Origin of the sequence: Achromobacter sp. NFACC18-2 (genome assembly GCF_900108985.1) — a bacterium.
In the GTDB taxonomy this organism is placed as follows: domain Bacteria; phylum Pseudomonadota; class Gammaproteobacteria; order Burkholderiales; family Burkholderiaceae_B; genus Achromobacter.
Map to the genome: position 1 here is coordinate 87,670 of NZ_FNYM01000016.1, position 15,409 is coordinate 103,078.

The window sequence follows — 15,409 nt, forward strand, 5'->3', positions numbered from 1 at the left end:
TTTTGTTACAAGCTTATATGTCCCTGATTGCGTTTCCTCTGTGAAAACCCCCTCCGGTACGCATAAACCCTGAATTGACGCGGTTCTCGCGGGTAGGCACACTCGCGCCGGTATTCAGACTACTGTCAGGAGTTGATACTTATGCGCCGCACTCTGATTGCTATCGCGATCGCCGCCGCCGTGGCAGTGCCCTCGATCGGGCAAGCCAAGACCTTCCGCTGGGCCGCTCAAGGCGACATCCTCACCTTCGACCCGCACTCGCAGAACGAAGGCATGACGATCGCCGCCAACAGCTACATCTACGAGCCCCTGGTCGACTACGACAAGTCTTTCAAGCTTTCCCCGCGCCTGGCCACCGAATGGGAACAGGTGTCGCCCACGCTGTACCGCTTCAAGCTGCGGCCCAACGTGAAATTCCATGACGGCGCCGCGTTCACCGCGGACGACGTGGTGTTCTCGATCCATCGCGCCATGGCGCCGACATCGAACTACAAGGCCTACACCACGGGCATCAAGGAAGCGCGCAAGGTCGATGACCTGACCGTCGAGATCGAAACCTCGGCGCCCAACCCCGTGCTGCTGCGCCAGTTGACCAACGTGTTCATCATGAACAAGGCCTGGTCCGAGAAGAACAACATCGCCAAGCCGCAGGACTTCGTCAACAAGGAAGACACCTTCGGCGCGCGCAACACCAACGGCACCGGTCCCTACAAGCTCAAGAGCCGCGAAGTCGACGTGCGCACGGTCTTCGAGGAAAACAAGGACTGGTGGAACAAGGCCGGCAAGGTCGGCAACGTGACCGAAGTCGTGTTCACGCCGATCAAGCAGAACGCCACGCGCACCGCCGCGCTGCTGTCGGGCGAGATCGACTTCGTGCTCGACCCCGCCGCGCAGGACCTGGACCGCCTGCGCCAGTCGCAGAAGGTGGTCGAGGGCAACGAATACCGCACCATCTACCTGGGCCTGGACCAGAAGCGTCCCGAGCTGCAGTACTCGAACATCAAGGGCAAGAACCCGTTCCAGGACATCCGCGTGCGCGAGGCGCTGTACCGCGCCATCGACGTGGACGCCATCAAGCGCGCCGTGATGCGCGGCCTGTCCGCGCCCACCGGCACGATGATCGCGCCGCAGGTGCATGGCTGGACGGAATCCCTGCACAAGCGCGTGCCGTACGACCCCGAAAAGGCCCGCGCGCTGCTCAAGGAAGCCGGCTACGACGGCACGCTGAACTTCACGCTGGACTGCCCGAACAACCGCTACATCAACGACGAAGCCATCTGTCAGGCCGTGGTGGGCATGTGGGCCAAGGTCGGCGTGAAGGCGACCATGAACGCCATGCCGCGCGCCACCTACTTCCCGAAGGTGCAGTCGTTCGACACCAGCGCCTACCTGTTCGGCTGGGGCGTGCCCACCTTCGACGCCATGTACACGCTGCAGAACCTGATCCGCACCAAGGGCGAGGGCGCGGACGGCATGTACAACCTGGGCAACTACAGCAACAAGGAACTGGACGTCATCATCGACCGGATCAAGACCGAGACCGATCCGAAGAAGCGCGACGCCGATATCGTCACGGTGCTGGAAGGGCACGCCAAGGACTTCGGGCATATCCCGCTGCATGACCAGGTCATCCCCTGGGCGATGCGCAAGAACGTCACGGTCGTCCACCGCGCCGACAATCGCCTCGTTGCCGATTGGGTCAAGATCGACTGATCCAGGCTAACCAGACGGCGGGACCTGCCCGGTTCCGCCGTCTTGCTTTTTTCCGCCTATGTTCGCTTTCATACTGCGTCGCCTGTTGCAGGCCGTAGCGGTGATGCTCACCGTCGCGCTACTGGCCTTCGTGCTTTTCCAATACGTGGGCGACCCTGTCACCATCATGCTGGGGCAGGACGCCACCGATGCCGAGCGCATCGAACTTCGAGAACGCCTGGGCCTGAACGACCCCGCCATCGTGCAATTCGGCCACTTCGTGGTCAACGCCATGCAGGGCAATTTCGGCATTTCCCTGCGCCAGAGCGAACCCGTTTCCTCCCTGCTGAAGTCCCGCCTGCCGGCCACGCTGGAGCTGTCCATGGTGGCCGCGCTGCTGGCGCTGGTCGTGGGCGTGCCGCTGGGCGTGTACACGGCCCTCAAGCGCAACAGCCTGTTTTCGCAGCTGCTGCTGGCCGGCTCGCTGCTGGGGGTGTCGCTGCCCACCTTCCTGATCGGCATTCTGCTGATCCTGGTGTTTTCGGTGCAGCTGGGCTGGCTGCCCAGCTACGGGCGCGGCGAGACGGTCAGCCTGGGTTGGTGGACGTCGGGACTGTTCACCGCGACGGGCTGGAAGCATCTCATCCTGCCGTCCATCACGCTGTCGCTCTTTCAGATGACGCTGGTGCTGCGCCTGGTGCGCTCCGAAATGCTGGAGGTCCTGCGCTCGGACTACATCAAGTTCGCACGCGCCCGGGGATTGAAGCGCCGCGCCATCCACTTCGGCCATGCGCTCAAGAACACGATGGTGCCGGTCATCACCATCACCGGCCTTCAGCTGGGCGGCATCATCGCCTTCGCCATCGTGACCGAGACGGTGTTCCAGTGGCCGGGCATGGGCCTGCTCTTCATCCAGGCCGTGCAATTCGCTGACGTGCCGGTGATGGCCGCGTACCTGTGCCTCATCGCGCTGGTGTTCGTGGTGATCAACCTGATCGTCGATCTTCTGTATTTCGTCGTGGACCCGCGGCTGCGTTCCGGGCTGACTCGCGGCGGGGGGGCTCACTGATGCGCGCCGTACTCAAACGCTGGTGGGACAGCGACATCGCCTGGGCCTGGCGCAGGGCGCCCGTGGCCATCGCGGCCACGCTGCTGCTGGCGGCCCTGCTGATCGGCTCCTTCGGGGCCGGCTGGGTCGCGCCGCACAATCCGTTCGACCTGACCAAGGTGGAACTGCTGGACGCGCTGCTGCCGCCGGCCTGGGAGCCCAACGGACAGGCCACGTACCTGCTGGGCACCGACAGCCAGGGCCGCGACCTGTACTCGGCCATCCTCTACGGCACGCGCGTGTCGCTGCTGATCGGCCTGGCGTCGGTGTTTTTGTCGATGCTGATCGGCATCGTGCTCGGCCTGGTTTCGGGCTATGCGGGCGGGCGCATCGATGCCTTCATCATGCGCGTGGCCGACGTGCAGCTTTCGTTTCCCGCCATCTTGATCGCGCTACTCATCGACGGCGTGGCGCGGGCGGCGGTGCCCCGCGAGATGCACGAGCTGATCGCCTTTCCCGTCCTGATCGGCGCCATCGCGCTGGCCGGCTGGCCGCAGTACGCCCGCACGGTGCGCGGCTCGACGCTGGTCGAGAAGAACCGCGAATACGTGCAGGCGGCGCGCGTGATCGGCGTGGCCTCGCCCGTCATCATGTTCCGCCACGTGCTGCCCAACGTGCTGGGGCCGGTGCTGGTGCTGGCGACGGTGCACCTGGCCACCGCCATCATCACCGAGGCGACGCTGTCGTTCCTGGGGGTGGGCGTGCCGCCGACCGCGCCGTCGCTGGGCACGCTGATCCGCATTGGCAACGATTTCCTGTTTTCCGGAGAGTGGTGGATCACCATTTTCCCGGGTGCGGCGCTGGTGTTGCTGGTGCTGTCGGTCAACCTGCTGGGCGACTGGCTGCGCGATGCGCTCAACCCCCGCCTGAATTGACCCACCCCCGAAGCGCCTGCGGCGCTTCCCCCTCAAGGGGGCGCCGCGGGCGGACCGGGAAACCCGGATCCGCTGCGGCCCCGCTGGCGTGTGCAACAGGTATTTGAATAGAGGTATCGCGCATGAGCGTATTACTAGAGGTCCGCAACCTGCGCGTGGAGTTTCCCACGCGCCGCGGCACGCTACGCGCCCTGGACGACGTGTCGTTTTCCATCCAGGCGGGTGAAGTCCTGGGCGTGGTGGGCGAATCCGGCGCCGGCAAATCGCTGACCGGCGCTTCCATCATCGGCCTGCTCGAACCGCCGGGCCGCATCGCGGGCGGCGAAATCCTGCTGGCGGGCCGGCGCATCGACAACCTGCCCGACGAACAGATGCGCCGCGTGCGCGGCCGCGAGATCGGTGCGGTGTTCCAGGACCCGCTGACGTCGCTGAACCCGCTGTACACGGTGGGCAGGCAGCTCGCCGAAACCATCGTGACCCACCTGGACATGTCGTGGTCGCAGGCGCGCAACCGGGCGGTCGAGCTGCTGGCGGCCACGGGCATTCCCGCCGCGCGCGAGCGCATCGACCACTACCCGCATCAGTTTTCCGGCGGCATGCGCCAGCGCGTGGTGATCGCGCTGGCCCTGGCCGCGGAACCGAAGCTGGTGGTCGCCGACGAACCCACGACCGCGCTGGACGTGTCGATCCAGGCGCAGATCATCGAGCTGCTCAAGCGCCTGTGCCGCGAGAACGGCACGGCCGTCATGCTGATCACCCACGATATGGGCGTGATCGCCGAGACCGCCGACCGCGTCGCGGTGATGTACGCGGGCCGCGTGGCCGAGATCGGCCCGGTGGCCGACGTGATCCACCATCCGCGCCACCCCTATACGGCGGGGCTGATGGGCTCCATCCCTACGCTGGAAGGCCACGCCGAAAGGCTGGTGCAGATCGACGGCAGCATGCCGCGTCTGAACGCCATTCCGCCGGGATGCGCGTTCAATCCGCGCTGCAGCCAGCGGCTGCCGCGCTGCGCGCACGAACGGCCCGAGCTAATGCCGGCGGGCACGTCGCGCGCGGCCTGTTGGCTGCATGACACGGGCAATACGATGGAGGTGGCCGCATGAGCACGCCCTTGGTGGAAGTAAAGGACGCGGCGCGCTGGTTCGATGTGTCGCCCCCCTGGCTGGAGCGCACGCTGGCGCGCAAGCCGAAAGTGATGCTGCGCGCGGTCGATGGCGTGTCGTTCGACATCGCCCGCGGCGAAACGCTGGCCTTGGTGGGCGAATCCGGCTGTGGAAAGTCCACGGTGGCGCGCATGCTGGTCGGGCTGTATGGACTAACCCGGGGCGACATCCGCTTCGACGGCCAGCCGCTGTCGCGCATGTCGGAGCCGGGCGGCCGCGCCTTGCGCAAGCGCCTGCAGATGATTTTCCAGGACCCCTATGCCAGTCTGAACCCGCGCTGGCGCGTGGGCCGCATCATCGCCGAGCCGATGCTGACCCATACGCAGATGACGCCCGACGCGCGCGTGGCGCGCGTCAGCGACCTGCTGCGGCAGGTGGGCCTGGACCCGGCCGACCAGGGGCGCTACCCGCACCAGTTCTCGGGCGGCCAGCGCCAGCGCATTTCGATCGCGCGCGCGCTGGCGGTCAATCCGGAGTTCCTGGTGTGCGACGAGCCCACCTCGGCGCTGGACGTGTCGGTGCAGGCCCAGGTGCTGAACCTGATGAAGGACCTGCAGCGCAAGCTGGGGCTCACGTACCTGTTCATTTCCCACAACCTGGCCGTGGTGCACCACGTCGCCGATCGCGTGGGGGTGATGTACCTGGGCCGCATGGTGGAAGTGGCGCCGCGCGACGAACTGTTCGCCCGGCCGCGGCATCCCTACACGCGGATGCTGCTGGAAGCGATCCCCGACATCAATGGCGCGGGCAAGCCGCGCACGGCGGTGGCCGGAGAGGTGCCCAACCCGTTGAATCCGCCGTCCGGATGCACCTTCCATCCGCGCTGCCCGCACGCCAATGACCGGTGCCGGGCCGAGGCGCCGGTGGCGATGCTGGCCGGCGTGTCGATCGTGGCGTGCCACGCGGTGCAGGAAGGCCGGATCACGGCGTGATGCGGCAAGCGCCGTGGCCGGGGCGCCCGTCCGGGCCGCGGCGCGCGCCGCTCAATGGCGGTGATTGTGGACGTCGTCGTACGGAATGCCGTCGTCGTCGTCCGCGCCGTCCGCCTCCTCATCGTCGTCCTCTTCTTCCTCGTCCGGGTCCGGCTGCGGTTCTTCGCTGAGGGCAAAGGGCAGCACGTCTTCGAGGCTGTCGGACCAGGCGGATTCTTCGCCGTCGTGGTCCAGCTTGATGAAGCGCTCGCCGTCGTTCAGCGAGATCTGGATCGCCCAGAGGTACAGGCAGTCGTAGGTGTCGTCGTCGGACTGGGGCAGGCCGCCGCGGTTGCCCAGCAGCCGCGCGCCCGGGCCGCCCATCTGCACGTGCGTCTGTTCCTCGTCGGTTTCGGCTTTCTCGTCCATCGGGACGCCAAAGGTCACCCATTCGGTGCCTTCGTCGCCCAGCACCACTTCGGCCAGCACGGGCTTGCCCAGGTAGGCGCTGAGCGCGTCCGCGGTCTTGGCCAGCATGTCCAGTTCGGGTGCGCTGAAATGGGTCAAGGAGGCGGGGGGAGTGGCAGAAGCGGACATGAAGATTCCTGGGCGCGATGAAGCCGCGACGGCACGGCAGATACGTCAGCCGCTATTGTCGCGCGAACTGCGCTGCGGTGCATCGGACGCTTGGATTACGAATAAACGCGGGCATGGCAGGCAAACGCGGCCACGTCAGGCGCCCGCGGGCAGGCCGCGCTTGCGGGCGCTGTCCGGCGATTCGCCGGTCAGCCGCTGGAACATGGCGATGAAGGCGGAGGGACTGCTGTAGCCCAGCTCGCGCGCCACCGCCTGCACCGGACGGCCTTCGTCCAGCAGGCCCAGCGCGCTGACCACGCGCAGCCGCTGGCGCCAGTCGTTGAACGACATGCCCAGGTGCTGCTGGCAATGACGCAGCAGCGTGCGCTCGGTGATCCCCGCTGTGCCGGCCCAGTAGGCCGCGCCGCGCCTGTCGCCGGGCGTGCGCTGCAGCGCGGACAGGACCGGCGCCAGGATGGGATCGCTGGTGGAGGGCAGATAGCTGGCGTAGGCGCGCGCCTGGCGGGCCTGGTCGATGACGATCTGCGCCATTCTCCGGTCTTCCGGCGTCAACGGATGGCAGATGCCGCGCCGTTCGAAGTCCGCCAGGATCGCCCGCATGACGGGGCTGATCTCCAGCGTGCAGGGCACGTCGGGCAAGCCCGCGCAGGCCCCGGCCGGGATGTCGATGCAGGCGTAGTGCACTTCGCCTGCGTTCTGGCAGCAGTGCTCCACCCCGGGAGGTATCCAGATGGCGTACTGCGGCGGCGACAGATAGGTCACGCCGCGGATGCCGATTTCCATGATGCCGGAGATGGCGAAATTCAGCTCGGCCCAGGGCGAGGTGTGGCGCTTCATGCGCGAATTGGGCGTGAAGTGCAGGATGCGGCAGGCCAGCGGGTAGGGCAGGTGTTCGGCCAGGATCGGAAAGTCGACGGCAGGCGCCATGTCGGATGTTCGCGTGGTTTTGTCTGTTTTTCAGTATATACATCATGTCGGACGCGGCCTACACTGGCCTGCCTTTCGTATCCCCGCTGGTCAGTTTCGATGACGCGCTCCGACGCCCCGCACACCCCGTTCCGATTCTTCCTTTTCCCGCTCCTGGCGGCCCTGATCTGGTCGATCAACATGATCGTGACCAAGATGGCGGCCGGGGTGATCGCGCCGGCCGCCATCGGCTTTTACCGCTGGGCGCTGGCGGGCGCGGTGCTGACCCCGTTTGCGCTGCCGGGCGTATGGGCCCAGCGCCGCCTGGTGCTGGCGCATTGGCCCAAGTTCGCCGTGCTGGGCGGACTGGGCATGGCGCTGTACCAGGGGCTGGCGTACGTGGCCGCGTCCTCCACCACCGCCACCAACATGGGCTTCATCACCGCGATGATTCCGCTGCTGACCGTCGCGGTCATGGCGGTGGTGATGCGCGAACGGCCGTCGGCCATGGCGGTGCTGGGCGGCCTCGTGTCGCTGGCCGGCCTGGCGCTCCTGATCGGCGAGGGCGATCCGGCCCGGCTGCTGTCCCTGGGCGCCAATCGCGGCGACGTGCTGATGGGGCTGGGCGCGCTGGCCTACGCCCTGTATGGCGTGCTGCTCCGGCGCTGGTCCTTGCCGGTCGGACCGTGGCAATCGCTGTACGTGCAGGTCGCCTTCGGCATCCTGTTCCAGTTGCCTGCCTTCCTGCTGGCGCCGCCGTCGCCGCTGAACGCCGCCAACGTGCCGCTGGTGCTCTACGCGGCGGTCTTCCCGTCGCTGTTCGCGCCTTACCTGTGGATGCAGGGCGTGCGGCACCTGGGACCCAACCGCGCCAGCATCTTCCTGAACGTCATGCCCGTGTTCACCGTCGCCATCGCGGCGCTGTTCCTGGACGAGAAACCGCATCTCTTCCACATCGCGGGCGGCGCCCTGGCGGTGGCCGGCGTGATGCTGGCGCAGATGCGCACGCCGGGCCTGCCCCGGCGCGCCCCCAAGGCCGGCTGACGCAAGACGGGGGCGGATCGCCGCCGCCGCACGCCGGCCGGGGTTCCGGCCTACAATCAACGGTTTCTCAGCTATATCTCTTCTACGAGCCCATGGCCCAATACGTCTACACCATGAACCGCGTCGGCAAGATCGTGCCGCCCAAGCGGCAGATCCTGCGCGATATCTCGCTTTCGTTTTTTCCGGGCGCCAAGATCGGCGTGCTGGGCCTGAACGGCTCGGGCAAGTCGACGCTGCTCAAGATCATGGCGGGCGTCGACCGCGAGATCGAAGGCGAAGCCATCCCCATGCCGGGCCTGAACATCGGCTACCTGCCGCAGGAACCGCAGCTCAACCCCGAGCACACGGTCCGCCAGGCCGTCGAAGAAGGCCTGGGCGCGGTCGTCACCGCCAAGAAGCGCCTGGACGAGGTCTACGCCGCCTACGCCGAACCCGATGCGGATTTCGACGCGCTGGCCGCCGAACAGGCCGAACTGGAAGCCATCATCGCCGCCGCCGCCTCCAGCGGTTCGGACGATATCGAGCACCAGATGGAGATCGCCGCCGACGCGCTGCGCCTGCCGCCCTGGGACGCCATCGTCGGCAACCTGTCCGGCGGTGAAAAGCGCCGCGTGGCCCTGTGCCGACTGCTGCTGTCCAAGCCCGACATGCTGCTGCTGGACGAACCCACCAACCACCTGGATGCCGAAAGCGTCGAGTGGCTGGAGCAATTCCTGCACAAGTTCCCCGGCACCGTCGTGGGCGTGACCCACGATCGCTACTTCCTGGACAACGCCGCCGAATGGATCCTCGAACTGGACCGCGGCTACGGCATTCCCTGGAAGGGCAACTACAGCTCGTGGCTGGAACAGAAGGAAGACCGCCTCAAGCAGGAAGAATCCTCGGAATCGGCACGCCAGAAGACCATCAAGAAGGAACTGGAGTGGGTGCGCCAGAACCCCAAGGGACGCCAGGCCAAGGCCAAGGCGCGCCTGGCGCGCTTCGAGGAACTGTCGTCCTATGAATACCAGAAGCGCAACGAAACCCAGGAAATCTTCATTCCGGTGGGCGAGCGCCTGGGCAACGAGGTCATCGAATTCAACAACGTCAGCAAGGCCTACGGCGACCGCCTGCTGATCGACAACCTCAGCTTCAAGGTGCCGCCGGGCGCCATCGTGGGCATCATCGGCGCCAACGGCGCCGGTAAGTCGACGCTGTTCCGCATGATCTCGGGCCGCGAGCAGCCGGATTCGGGCGAAGTCAAGATCGGCCAGACCGTCAAGCTCGCCTACGTCGACCAGTCGCGCGATGCGCTGGAAGACAAGAAGACCGTGTTCGACGCGGTGTCGGACGGTGCCGACATCCTGACCGTGGGCAAGTTCGAAATGTCGTCGCGTGCCTACCTGGGCCGCTTCAACTTCAAGGGCGGCGACCAGAACAAGGTCGTGGGCCAGCTCTCGGGCGGCGAACGCGGCCGCCTGCACATGGCCAAGACGCTGATCGCCGGCGGCAACGTGCTGCTGCTCGACGAACCGTCCAACGACCTCGACGTCGAAACCCTGCGCGCGCTGGAAGACGCGCTGCTGGAGTTCCCGGGCAGCGTCATGGTGATCAGCCACGATCGCTGGTTCCTGGACCGTATCGCCACGCACATCCTGGCCTTCGAAGGCGACTCGCAGGTCGTGTTCTTCGACGGCAACTACCAGGAATACGAAGCCGACAAGAAGCGCCGCCTGGGCGAAGAGGGCGCCAAGCCCAAGCGCCTGCGCTACAAGGCCCTGAAGTAAGCCGGCTCGCGGCTGATCGCTGATCGCTGATCGGCACCACGGATCCCGGCCTGCGCGCCGGGATTTTTTTGGCGTCTGGCGCCCTGCAGGCATGGGCTTTCAGTTCGCAACGCTGCCTACCGGGTGCCAGACACCGCCCGCCGCGCGGGGTTATCCTGGGGCATTGTCCTGGGAGTCTTTCATCATGCTGCTGTCCGCCTCCGATTCCACCCTGCTGATCGTCGACATGCAGGGCCGCCTGATGCCCGCCATCCACGACGGCGATGCCGTGCTCAACGCCGCGCACAAGCTGGCGCAGGCCGCCCGCCTCCTCGACGTGCCGGTGGTGGCCACCGAGCATCACGGCAAGATGCTGGGCGTCACGGTGGACCCGTTGCGCGAGCAGGTGCAGGCCACTTTCCAGAAAATGCACTTTTCCTCGGCCCGCGAGCCCGGGTTCGATGGCTGGCTGCCGGCCTCGCGCCGGACGGTGCTGGTGGCCGGCTGCGAGGCGCACATCTGCGTCCTGCAGACCGTGATCGGCCTGATCGAGCTGGGCTACAAGGCGGTGCTGGTGGCGGACGCCGCCGGCTCGCGCAAGCCCTCGGACCACCACGCTGCCCTGCGCCGCGCGCGCGCCCATGGCGCCGAGATCGTCACGTCGGAAATGGCGATTTTCGAGTGGATGGAGACCTGCGAGCATCCGCGCTTCCGCGACGTGTTACGTCTGGTCAAATAGCGGGCCGCCCCTGCAACATGGTTCCCTGGGGAGTGCAAAGATCCGCTCTCCCTTTGACACAATTCCTGGGCAAACCTAACAGTGTGTCCCCGGATATTTTGCGATCCTGAAGGCTCTGAATCCCAAAAGGTCCGCGCGCTCGCGTCACGGTTCACCGGTGCGGCCCCCGGGTACAAGAACAGGAGCTTCATCATGAAAATCGCATCGCTTTCCAAGATCTGTGCCGCCGTGGCCTTGGCCGCCACCATGGCGGGTTGTTCATCGTGGGATGGCATGAGCCATCGCCAGAAGAGCACGGTGGGGGGCGCCGCGCTGGGCGGTGTCGCCGGCGCCGTGATCACGAACGGCGGCGTGCTCGGCACCGTGGGCGGCGCGGCCATCGGCGGGGTGATTGGCGATCAGGTCGGCAAGCGCTGATCTTTCCACGCCCCAAAAGCAACGCCCGGCAATGCCGGGCGTTTTTTGCGCGGTGCGCGCGGCCAGGCCGCGCGCGCGACGAGGCATCAGGTCTCGTTCTGCGGCATCTCGATCTTCACTTCCAACACTTCCAGCGTGTCCTGGCGTTCCAGGTGCACCTTGATGTCTTCAGGATTGATCTTCACGTACTTGGAGATGACCGCGATCAGTTCCTGCTGCAACTGGGGCAGGTAATCGGGCGAATCCCCGCGGCCACGCTCGTGGGCCAGGATGATCTGCAACCGTTCTTTGGCGACGGACGCGGAGGTCTTCTTTTGACCGAGCAGAAACGACAGGAAGGACATCGCTTACTTTCCTCCGAACAGGCGCTTCAGGAAACCGGGCTTTTCGTAGTCGGTAAAGCGCAGCGCCTTGTCTTCGCCCAGGTAGCGGCTGACGACGTCCTTGTAGGCTTCCGAGACGTCGGTGTCTTTCAGGTGAATGGCGGGCAGGCCCTGGTTCGACGCCTGCAGCACGGCTTCGGACTCGGGGATCACGCCGATCAGCTTGATGCGCAGGATGTCTTCGATGTCGGTCAGCGACAGCATCTCGCCGTCGGACACGCGCTTGGGGTTGTAGCGCGTCAACAGCAGGTATTCCTTGACCGGTTCGTCGCCATCGACGGCGCGCTTGGACTTGGCCGCCAGGATGCCCAGGATGCGGTCCGAGTCGCGCACCGAGGAGACCTCGGGGTTCGTGACCACCAGCGCGTCGTCGGCGAAGTAGGCCGCCATCAGCGCGCCGGTCTCGATGCCCGCCGGCGAGTCGCAGACGATGTAGTCGAAGCCCATTTCCTTCAGGTCGTTGATGACCTTTTCCACGCCTTCCTGCGTCAGCGCGTCTTTGTCGCGCGTTTGCGAGGCGGGCAGGATGAACAGGTTCTCGAGCTGCTTGTCCTTGATCAGCGCCTGCTTGAGGGTGGCCTCGCCCTGGATCACATTGACGAAGTCGTACACCACGCGACGCTCGCAACCCATAATGAGGTCGAGATTGCGCAGGCCGACGTCAAAGTCGATGACAGCCGTCTTGTGGCCCCGCATCGCGAGGCCCGCGGAAAAACTGGCGCTCGTCGTGGTCTTGCCCACGCCGCCTTTGCCGGAAGTCACCACAACAATGCGTGTCATGACGATCAAACCCTTATGTTCGAATAAATCGCGTTATCGTAAAGCAAAAAGCCCATGTAAGGCTTCTTACAGGATGTGTTGAGATTTGAGCGGGCAGCGGCCGCGCCGCCGCCTCGCAACCAGACGCAAACCGAGGCGTCCGGGGGCCGGCATCAAGCCTTGAGGGCCTCGATGCGCAAGGTGTCGCCGTCCAGGCGGACCAGCGCGGGCTGGTTCTGCAGCGCGCCGTCGAGCTTGTCTTCGACCACGCGGTACACGCCCGCCACGGCCAGCAGTTCCGCATCCAGATGCGTCGTGAAGATGCGCGCCGACGTGTCGCCGCGCGCGCCGGCCATGGCCTTGCCGCGCAGCGGACCGTACACGTGGACGTTGCCGTCGGCGATGACTTCCGCACCCTGGCTGACCATGCCGATCACCACCAGGTCCGTGTGGCGCGCATAGATGCGCTGCCCCGAGCGCAGCGGCCGCGTGACCACCAGCGCCGAGGACGAGTGCGGCGCCGACGGCGTGGGACTGGCGGCCGACGTCGTGCTGCTGGCGGCGCGCGCCGGCAGCGGGTCTGCCGCGGGCTTGGCCTGCGCGTCGGCCTGGGCCGCGGGCGTCTCCGCCGCATTGGCCGAGGTGTCGGTGGGCGCGGGGGCGATTTCGACGGCGGCGGCCGGCACGGACGGCACCGGCGTCGCGACATCGTTGGGCGGCGCGGTGTCGACTACGGGGGCGGGGCGGGCGGCGGGCGTGGACAGTTCGACCGGCGTCAGGCCCGCGTCGCGCGCGGCCTGCAGGTTCACGCCTTCGGCCACGACGCCGATCGGGGGCAGGTTGTGGCCGCGCAGCGATTCCACCAGCGCCGGCCAGTCGATCTTTTCCTCGACCCGGCTGGCGTCGATGACGACGGGCTCGTTTTCAAAGAAGCTGCCGGCATCCGCCATGCGCTTGGTGAGCGCTGCGTTCAGGCGTTCGGGGTCGGCGCTATGCAAAACCACCCGGATGGCATAAAGGGTGGCGCTCTTGAAGTCCAGGGCTAGGGATTCAGTGTTCATCTTGATTGTGGCTGGCGGTCCGGGCGCCGAAAAACGGCGCGCTCAACCGGCTGCGGGATGTCGGGGATGATAACCCGCCCAGGGCGGGCTGAGCCGGCCGCACAGCGAAAGAAAAAGGCGTCGCAAGACGCCTTTTCCCCGTATTGCGCGCGCGGGAGGTCAGCCCTGGGCCCAGGAATCGCGCAAGGTCACGATGCGGTTCAGCACCGGCGTCTGCGGCGTCGAGTCCTTGAGGTCGGCCGTGAAGTAGCCCAGGCGCTCGAACTGCCAGGTGGCGCCCGGCGTGGCGACCGTGCCCGGTTCCAGCCAGGCCGTGACGGTCTCTTTGGAATTGGGGTTCAGGCAGGCCAGGAAGTCCTTGTCGCCGCCATCCGGACGCGGATCGGCGAAGAGGCGGTCGTACAGGTGGATCTGCGCGGGCACCGCGTGCGCGGCGCTGACCCAGGTGATGTTGCCCTTGACCTTGACGCTGTCGGCGCCCGGCGTGCCGCTCTTGGTGTCCGGCAGGTATTCGGCCTGCACTTCGACGACCTCGCCGGCCTCGTTCTTGGTGAAGCCGGTGCAACGCACGACATAGCCGTACTTCAGGCGCACGGTGTTGCCGGGGAAGAGGCGGAAATACTTCTTGGGCGCTTCTTCGCGGAAGTCGTCGCGTTCGATCCACAATTCGCGCGACAGCGGGAACTCGCGCACGCCGGCGTCCGGATCATGCGGGTTGCGCGGCGCGGTGCAGGTCTCGGTCTGCCCTTCGGGGTAGTTGGTGATGACCAGCTTGATCGGATCCAGCACGGCCACCGAACGCGGGGCGATGGGGTCCAGGTCGTCGCGCACGGCCTGCTCCAGCAGGCTGTAGTCGATGCGCGAATCGGACTTGGACACGGCGGTGCGGTCGCAGAAAAGGCGGATCGAGGCGGGGGTGTAGCCGCGGCGGCGCAGGCCGAAGATGGTGGGCATGCGCGGATCGTCCCAGCCGTCCACATGGCCTTCCTTCACCAGTTGCAGCAGCTTGCGCTTGCTGGTGACGACGTAGCTCAGGTTCAGGCGGGCGAACTCGTACTGGCGCGGCAGCGGCTGGGCCAGCTTGCCGAGTTCGGCCAGGCGCGCCAGGATCCAGTCGTAGAACGGGCGCTGGTCTTCGAATTCAAGCGTGCAGACGCTGTGCGTGATGCCTTCCAGCGCGTCTTCCACCGGATGCGCCCAGCTGTACATCGGGTAGATGCACCACTGGTCGCCGGTGCGGTGGTGGGTGGCGTGGCGCACGCGGTACATGACCGGGTCGCGCAGGTTGATGTTGGGCGACGCCATGTTGATCTTCGCGCGCAGCACCAGGCTGCCGTCCGGATGCTTGCCGTCGCGCATTTCGCGCAGCAGCGCGATGGATTCGGCCGCCGGGCGGTTGCGCCAGGGCGAATCCGTGCCGGGTTCGGTCAGGGTGCCGCGGTTGGCGCGGATCTCGTCCGCGCTCTGCGCGTCGACGTAGGCGTGGCCCGCTTCGATCAGGGCTTCGGCGAACTCGTACATATAGCCGAAATAGTCGCTGGCGAAGTACAGGTTCTCGCGGCCGTCGGCCTTCCAGTCAAAGCCCAGCCAGTGGACGGCCTCGATGATGGCGTCGACGTATTCCTGGTCTTCTTTCTCGGGGTTGGTGTCGTCAAAGCGCAGGTGGCAGACGCCGCCGAAGTCGCGCGCCAGGCCGAAGTTCACGCAGATGCTCTTGGCGTGGCCGATGTGCAGGTAGCCGTTGGGCTCCGGCGGAAAGCGCGTGCGGATGCGGGCCGGGTCCGCGTCTCCCTGCTGCTGCAAGGCCGCCGGGCCAGGCTTGCCCGCCCAGCGCTTGCCCTGGAAGCGATTGGCTTCGAGGTCGTCTTGGACGATGTTGAGCAGGAAGTTTGATGCGGCGGGGGTCGGCGTCGTGGCGGAGGTCATTCTTGAAAGAATAGGAAAAAGCAGCGACAAAGCGTCAATTTTGCCACGTTCCGCCGCGCGCCCCTTTTCGTCACGCC

Annotated in this window: 15 protein-coding genes; 9 read left to right on the forward strand and 6 right to left on the reverse strand. The window is 66.4% G+C overall.

The features are described 5' to 3' along the window. Positions 1-141: 141 nt before the first annotated feature. The 5 genes from BMW75_RS22335 to BMW75_RS22355 all read left to right on the forward strand — a co-directional run bounded on the left by BMW75_RS22335 (position 142) and on the right by BMW75_RS22355 (position 5,776). Positions 142-1,713, forward strand: coding sequence for an ABC transporter substrate-binding protein (locus BMW75_RS22335; protein ID WP_092581923.1), 1,572 nt, complete (start codon positions 142-144; stop codon positions 1,711-1,713). Between the two features lie 58 nt (positions 1,714-1,771). Next, a complete protein-coding gene (locus BMW75_RS22340; protein ID WP_076519027.1) occupies positions 1,772-2,761 on the forward strand; it encodes an ABC transporter permease in 990 nt (329 codons plus the stop codon). Next, positions 2,761-3,675 carry an ABC transporter permease gene (locus BMW75_RS22345; RefSeq protein WP_076519028.1) on the forward strand — a complete coding sequence of 305 codons (915 nt, stop codon included), beginning with the start codon at positions 2,761-2,763 and terminating at the stop codon, positions 3,673-3,675. The genes BMW75_RS22340 and BMW75_RS22345 overlap by 1 nt, the downstream gene beginning before the upstream one ends. A 122-nt stretch (positions 3,676-3,797) precedes the next feature. Continuing rightward, positions 3,798-4,784: an ABC transporter ATP-binding protein gene (locus tag BMW75_RS22350; RefSeq protein WP_092581924.1), complete on the forward strand. Its 987-nt coding sequence runs from the start codon at positions 3,798-3,800 to the stop codon at positions 4,782-4,784. Then, positions 4,781-5,776, forward strand: coding sequence for an ABC transporter ATP-binding protein (locus tag BMW75_RS22355; RefSeq protein ID WP_092581925.1), 996 nt, complete (start codon positions 4,781-4,783; stop codon positions 5,774-5,776). Before BMW75_RS22350 ends, BMW75_RS22355 begins: the two co-directional genes overlap by 4 nt. Before the next feature lie 51 nt (positions 5,777-5,827). On the opposite strand, the gene BMW75_RS22360 is transcribed toward BMW75_RS22355, so the two are convergent. Beyond that, on the reverse strand, positions 5,828-6,352 hold the full coding sequence (locus BMW75_RS22360) for a hypothetical protein (protein WP_092581926.1): 525 nt from the start codon (positions 6,350-6,352) through the stop codon (positions 5,828-5,830). A gap of 135 nt (positions 6,353-6,487) precedes the next feature. Next, positions 6,488-7,279 carry an AraC family transcriptional regulator gene (locus BMW75_RS22365; RefSeq protein ID WP_092581927.1) on the reverse strand — a complete coding sequence of 264 codons (792 nt, stop codon included), beginning with the start codon at positions 7,277-7,279 and terminating at the stop codon, positions 6,488-6,490. Between the two features lie 99 nt (positions 7,280-7,378). On the opposite strand from BMW75_RS22365, the gene BMW75_RS22370 reads away from it, so the two are divergent. The 4 genes from BMW75_RS22370 (at position 7,379) to BMW75_RS22385 (ending at position 11,203) form a co-directional block, all read left to right on the forward strand. Then, positions 7,379-8,302, forward strand: coding sequence for a DMT family transporter (locus BMW75_RS22370; RefSeq protein ID WP_092581928.1), 924 nt, complete (start codon positions 7,379-7,381; stop codon positions 8,300-8,302). 92 nt (positions 8,303-8,394) lie between these two features. After that, complete coding sequence (gene ettA / locus BMW75_RS22375) at positions 8,395-10,068, forward strand: energy-dependent translational throttle protein EttA (RefSeq protein WP_076519034.1); 1,674 nt, start codon at positions 8,395-8,397, stop codon at positions 10,066-10,068. 184 nt (positions 10,069-10,252) lie between these two features. Beyond that, positions 10,253-10,786 carry an isochorismatase family protein gene (locus BMW75_RS22380; RefSeq protein ID WP_092581929.1) on the forward strand — a complete coding sequence of 178 codons (534 nt, stop codon included), beginning with the start codon at positions 10,253-10,255 and terminating at the stop codon, positions 10,784-10,786. Between the two features lie 192 nt (positions 10,787-10,978). Further along, positions 10,979-11,203: a glycine zipper 2TM domain-containing protein gene (locus tag BMW75_RS22385; protein WP_056321146.1), complete on the forward strand. Its 225-nt coding sequence runs from the start codon at positions 10,979-10,981 to the stop codon at positions 11,201-11,203. Between the two features lie 86 nt (positions 11,204-11,289). On the opposite strand, the gene minE is transcribed toward BMW75_RS22385, so the two are convergent. The 4 genes from minE to BMW75_RS22405 all read right to left on the reverse strand — a co-directional run bounded on the left by minE (position 11,290) and on the right by BMW75_RS22405 (position 15,332). Next, a complete protein-coding gene (gene minE, locus BMW75_RS22390) occupies positions 11,290-11,547 on the reverse strand; it encodes a cell division topological specificity factor MinE (protein ID WP_006217654.1) in 258 nt (85 codons plus the stop codon). Between the two features lie 3 nt (positions 11,548-11,550). Beyond that, positions 11,551-12,366: a septum site-determining protein MinD gene (gene minD / locus BMW75_RS22395; protein ID WP_056569518.1), complete on the reverse strand. Its 816-nt coding sequence runs from the start codon at positions 12,364-12,366 to the stop codon at positions 11,551-11,553. A gap of 152 nt (positions 12,367-12,518) precedes the next feature. Then, positions 12,519-13,406 (reverse strand): septum site-determining protein MinC, encoded by an 888-nt coding sequence (minC, locus tag BMW75_RS22400; protein ID WP_092581930.1) that lies wholly within the window; start codon positions 13,404-13,406, stop codon positions 12,519-12,521. A 159-nt stretch (positions 13,407-13,565) separates the two neighbouring features. Then, positions 13,566-15,332 (reverse strand): glutamine--tRNA ligase/YqeY domain fusion protein, encoded by a 1,767-nt coding sequence (locus tag BMW75_RS22405; protein ID WP_076519037.1) that lies wholly within the window; start codon positions 15,330-15,332, stop codon positions 13,566-13,568. Positions 15,333-15,409: the final 77 nt, after the last annotated feature.

Coding starts and splice junctions, on each gene's coding strand:
- BMW75_RS22365 (WP_092581927.1), bottom strand. CDS start 7,279: ATGGCGCCTGCCGTCGACTTTCCGATCCTGGCCGAACACCTGCCCTAC.
- BMW75_RS22350 (WP_092581924.1), top strand. CDS start 3,798: ATGAGCGTATTACTAGAGGTCCGCAACCTGCGCGTGGAGTTTCCCACG.
- BMW75_RS22405 (WP_076519037.1), bottom strand. CDS start 15,332: ATGACCTCCGCCACGACGCCGACCCCCGCCGCATCAAACTTCCTGCTC.
- BMW75_RS22355 (WP_092581925.1), top strand. CDS start 4,781: ATGAGCACGCCCTTGGTGGAAGTAAAGGACGCGGCGCGCTGGTTCGAT.
- BMW75_RS22385 (WP_056321146.1), top strand. CDS start 10,979: ATGAAAATCGCATCGCTTTCCAAGATCTGTGCCGCCGTGGCCTTGGCC.
- ettA (WP_076519034.1), top strand. CDS start 8,395: ATGGCCCAATACGTCTACACCATGAACCGCGTCGGCAAGATCGTGCCG.
- BMW75_RS22380 (WP_092581929.1), top strand. CDS start 10,253: ATGCTGCTGTCCGCCTCCGATTCCACCCTGCTGATCGTCGACATGCAG.
- BMW75_RS22345 (WP_076519028.1), top strand. CDS start 2,761: ATGCGCGCCGTACTCAAACGCTGGTGGGACAGCGACATCGCCTGGGCC.
- BMW75_RS22340 (WP_076519027.1), top strand. CDS start 1,772: ATGTTCGCTTTCATACTGCGTCGCCTGTTGCAGGCCGTAGCGGTGATG.
- BMW75_RS22360 (WP_092581926.1), bottom strand. CDS start 6,352: ATGTCCGCTTCTGCCACTCCCCCCGCCTCCTTGACCCATTTCAGCGCA.
- BMW75_RS22335 (WP_092581923.1), top strand. CDS start 142: ATGCGCCGCACTCTGATTGCTATCGCGATCGCCGCCGCCGTGGCAGTG.
- BMW75_RS22370 (WP_092581928.1), top strand. CDS start 7,379: ATGACGCGCTCCGACGCCCCGCACACCCCGTTCCGATTCTTCCTTTTC.
- minE (WP_006217654.1), bottom strand. CDS start 11,547: ATGTCCTTCCTGTCGTTTCTGCTCGGTCAAAAGAAGACCTCCGCGTCC.
- minC (WP_092581930.1), bottom strand. CDS start 13,406: ATGAACACTGAATCCCTAGCCCTGGACTTCAAGAGCGCCACCCTTTAT.
- minD (WP_056569518.1), bottom strand. CDS start 12,366: ATGACACGCATTGTTGTGGTGACTTCCGGCAAAGGCGGCGTGGGCAAG.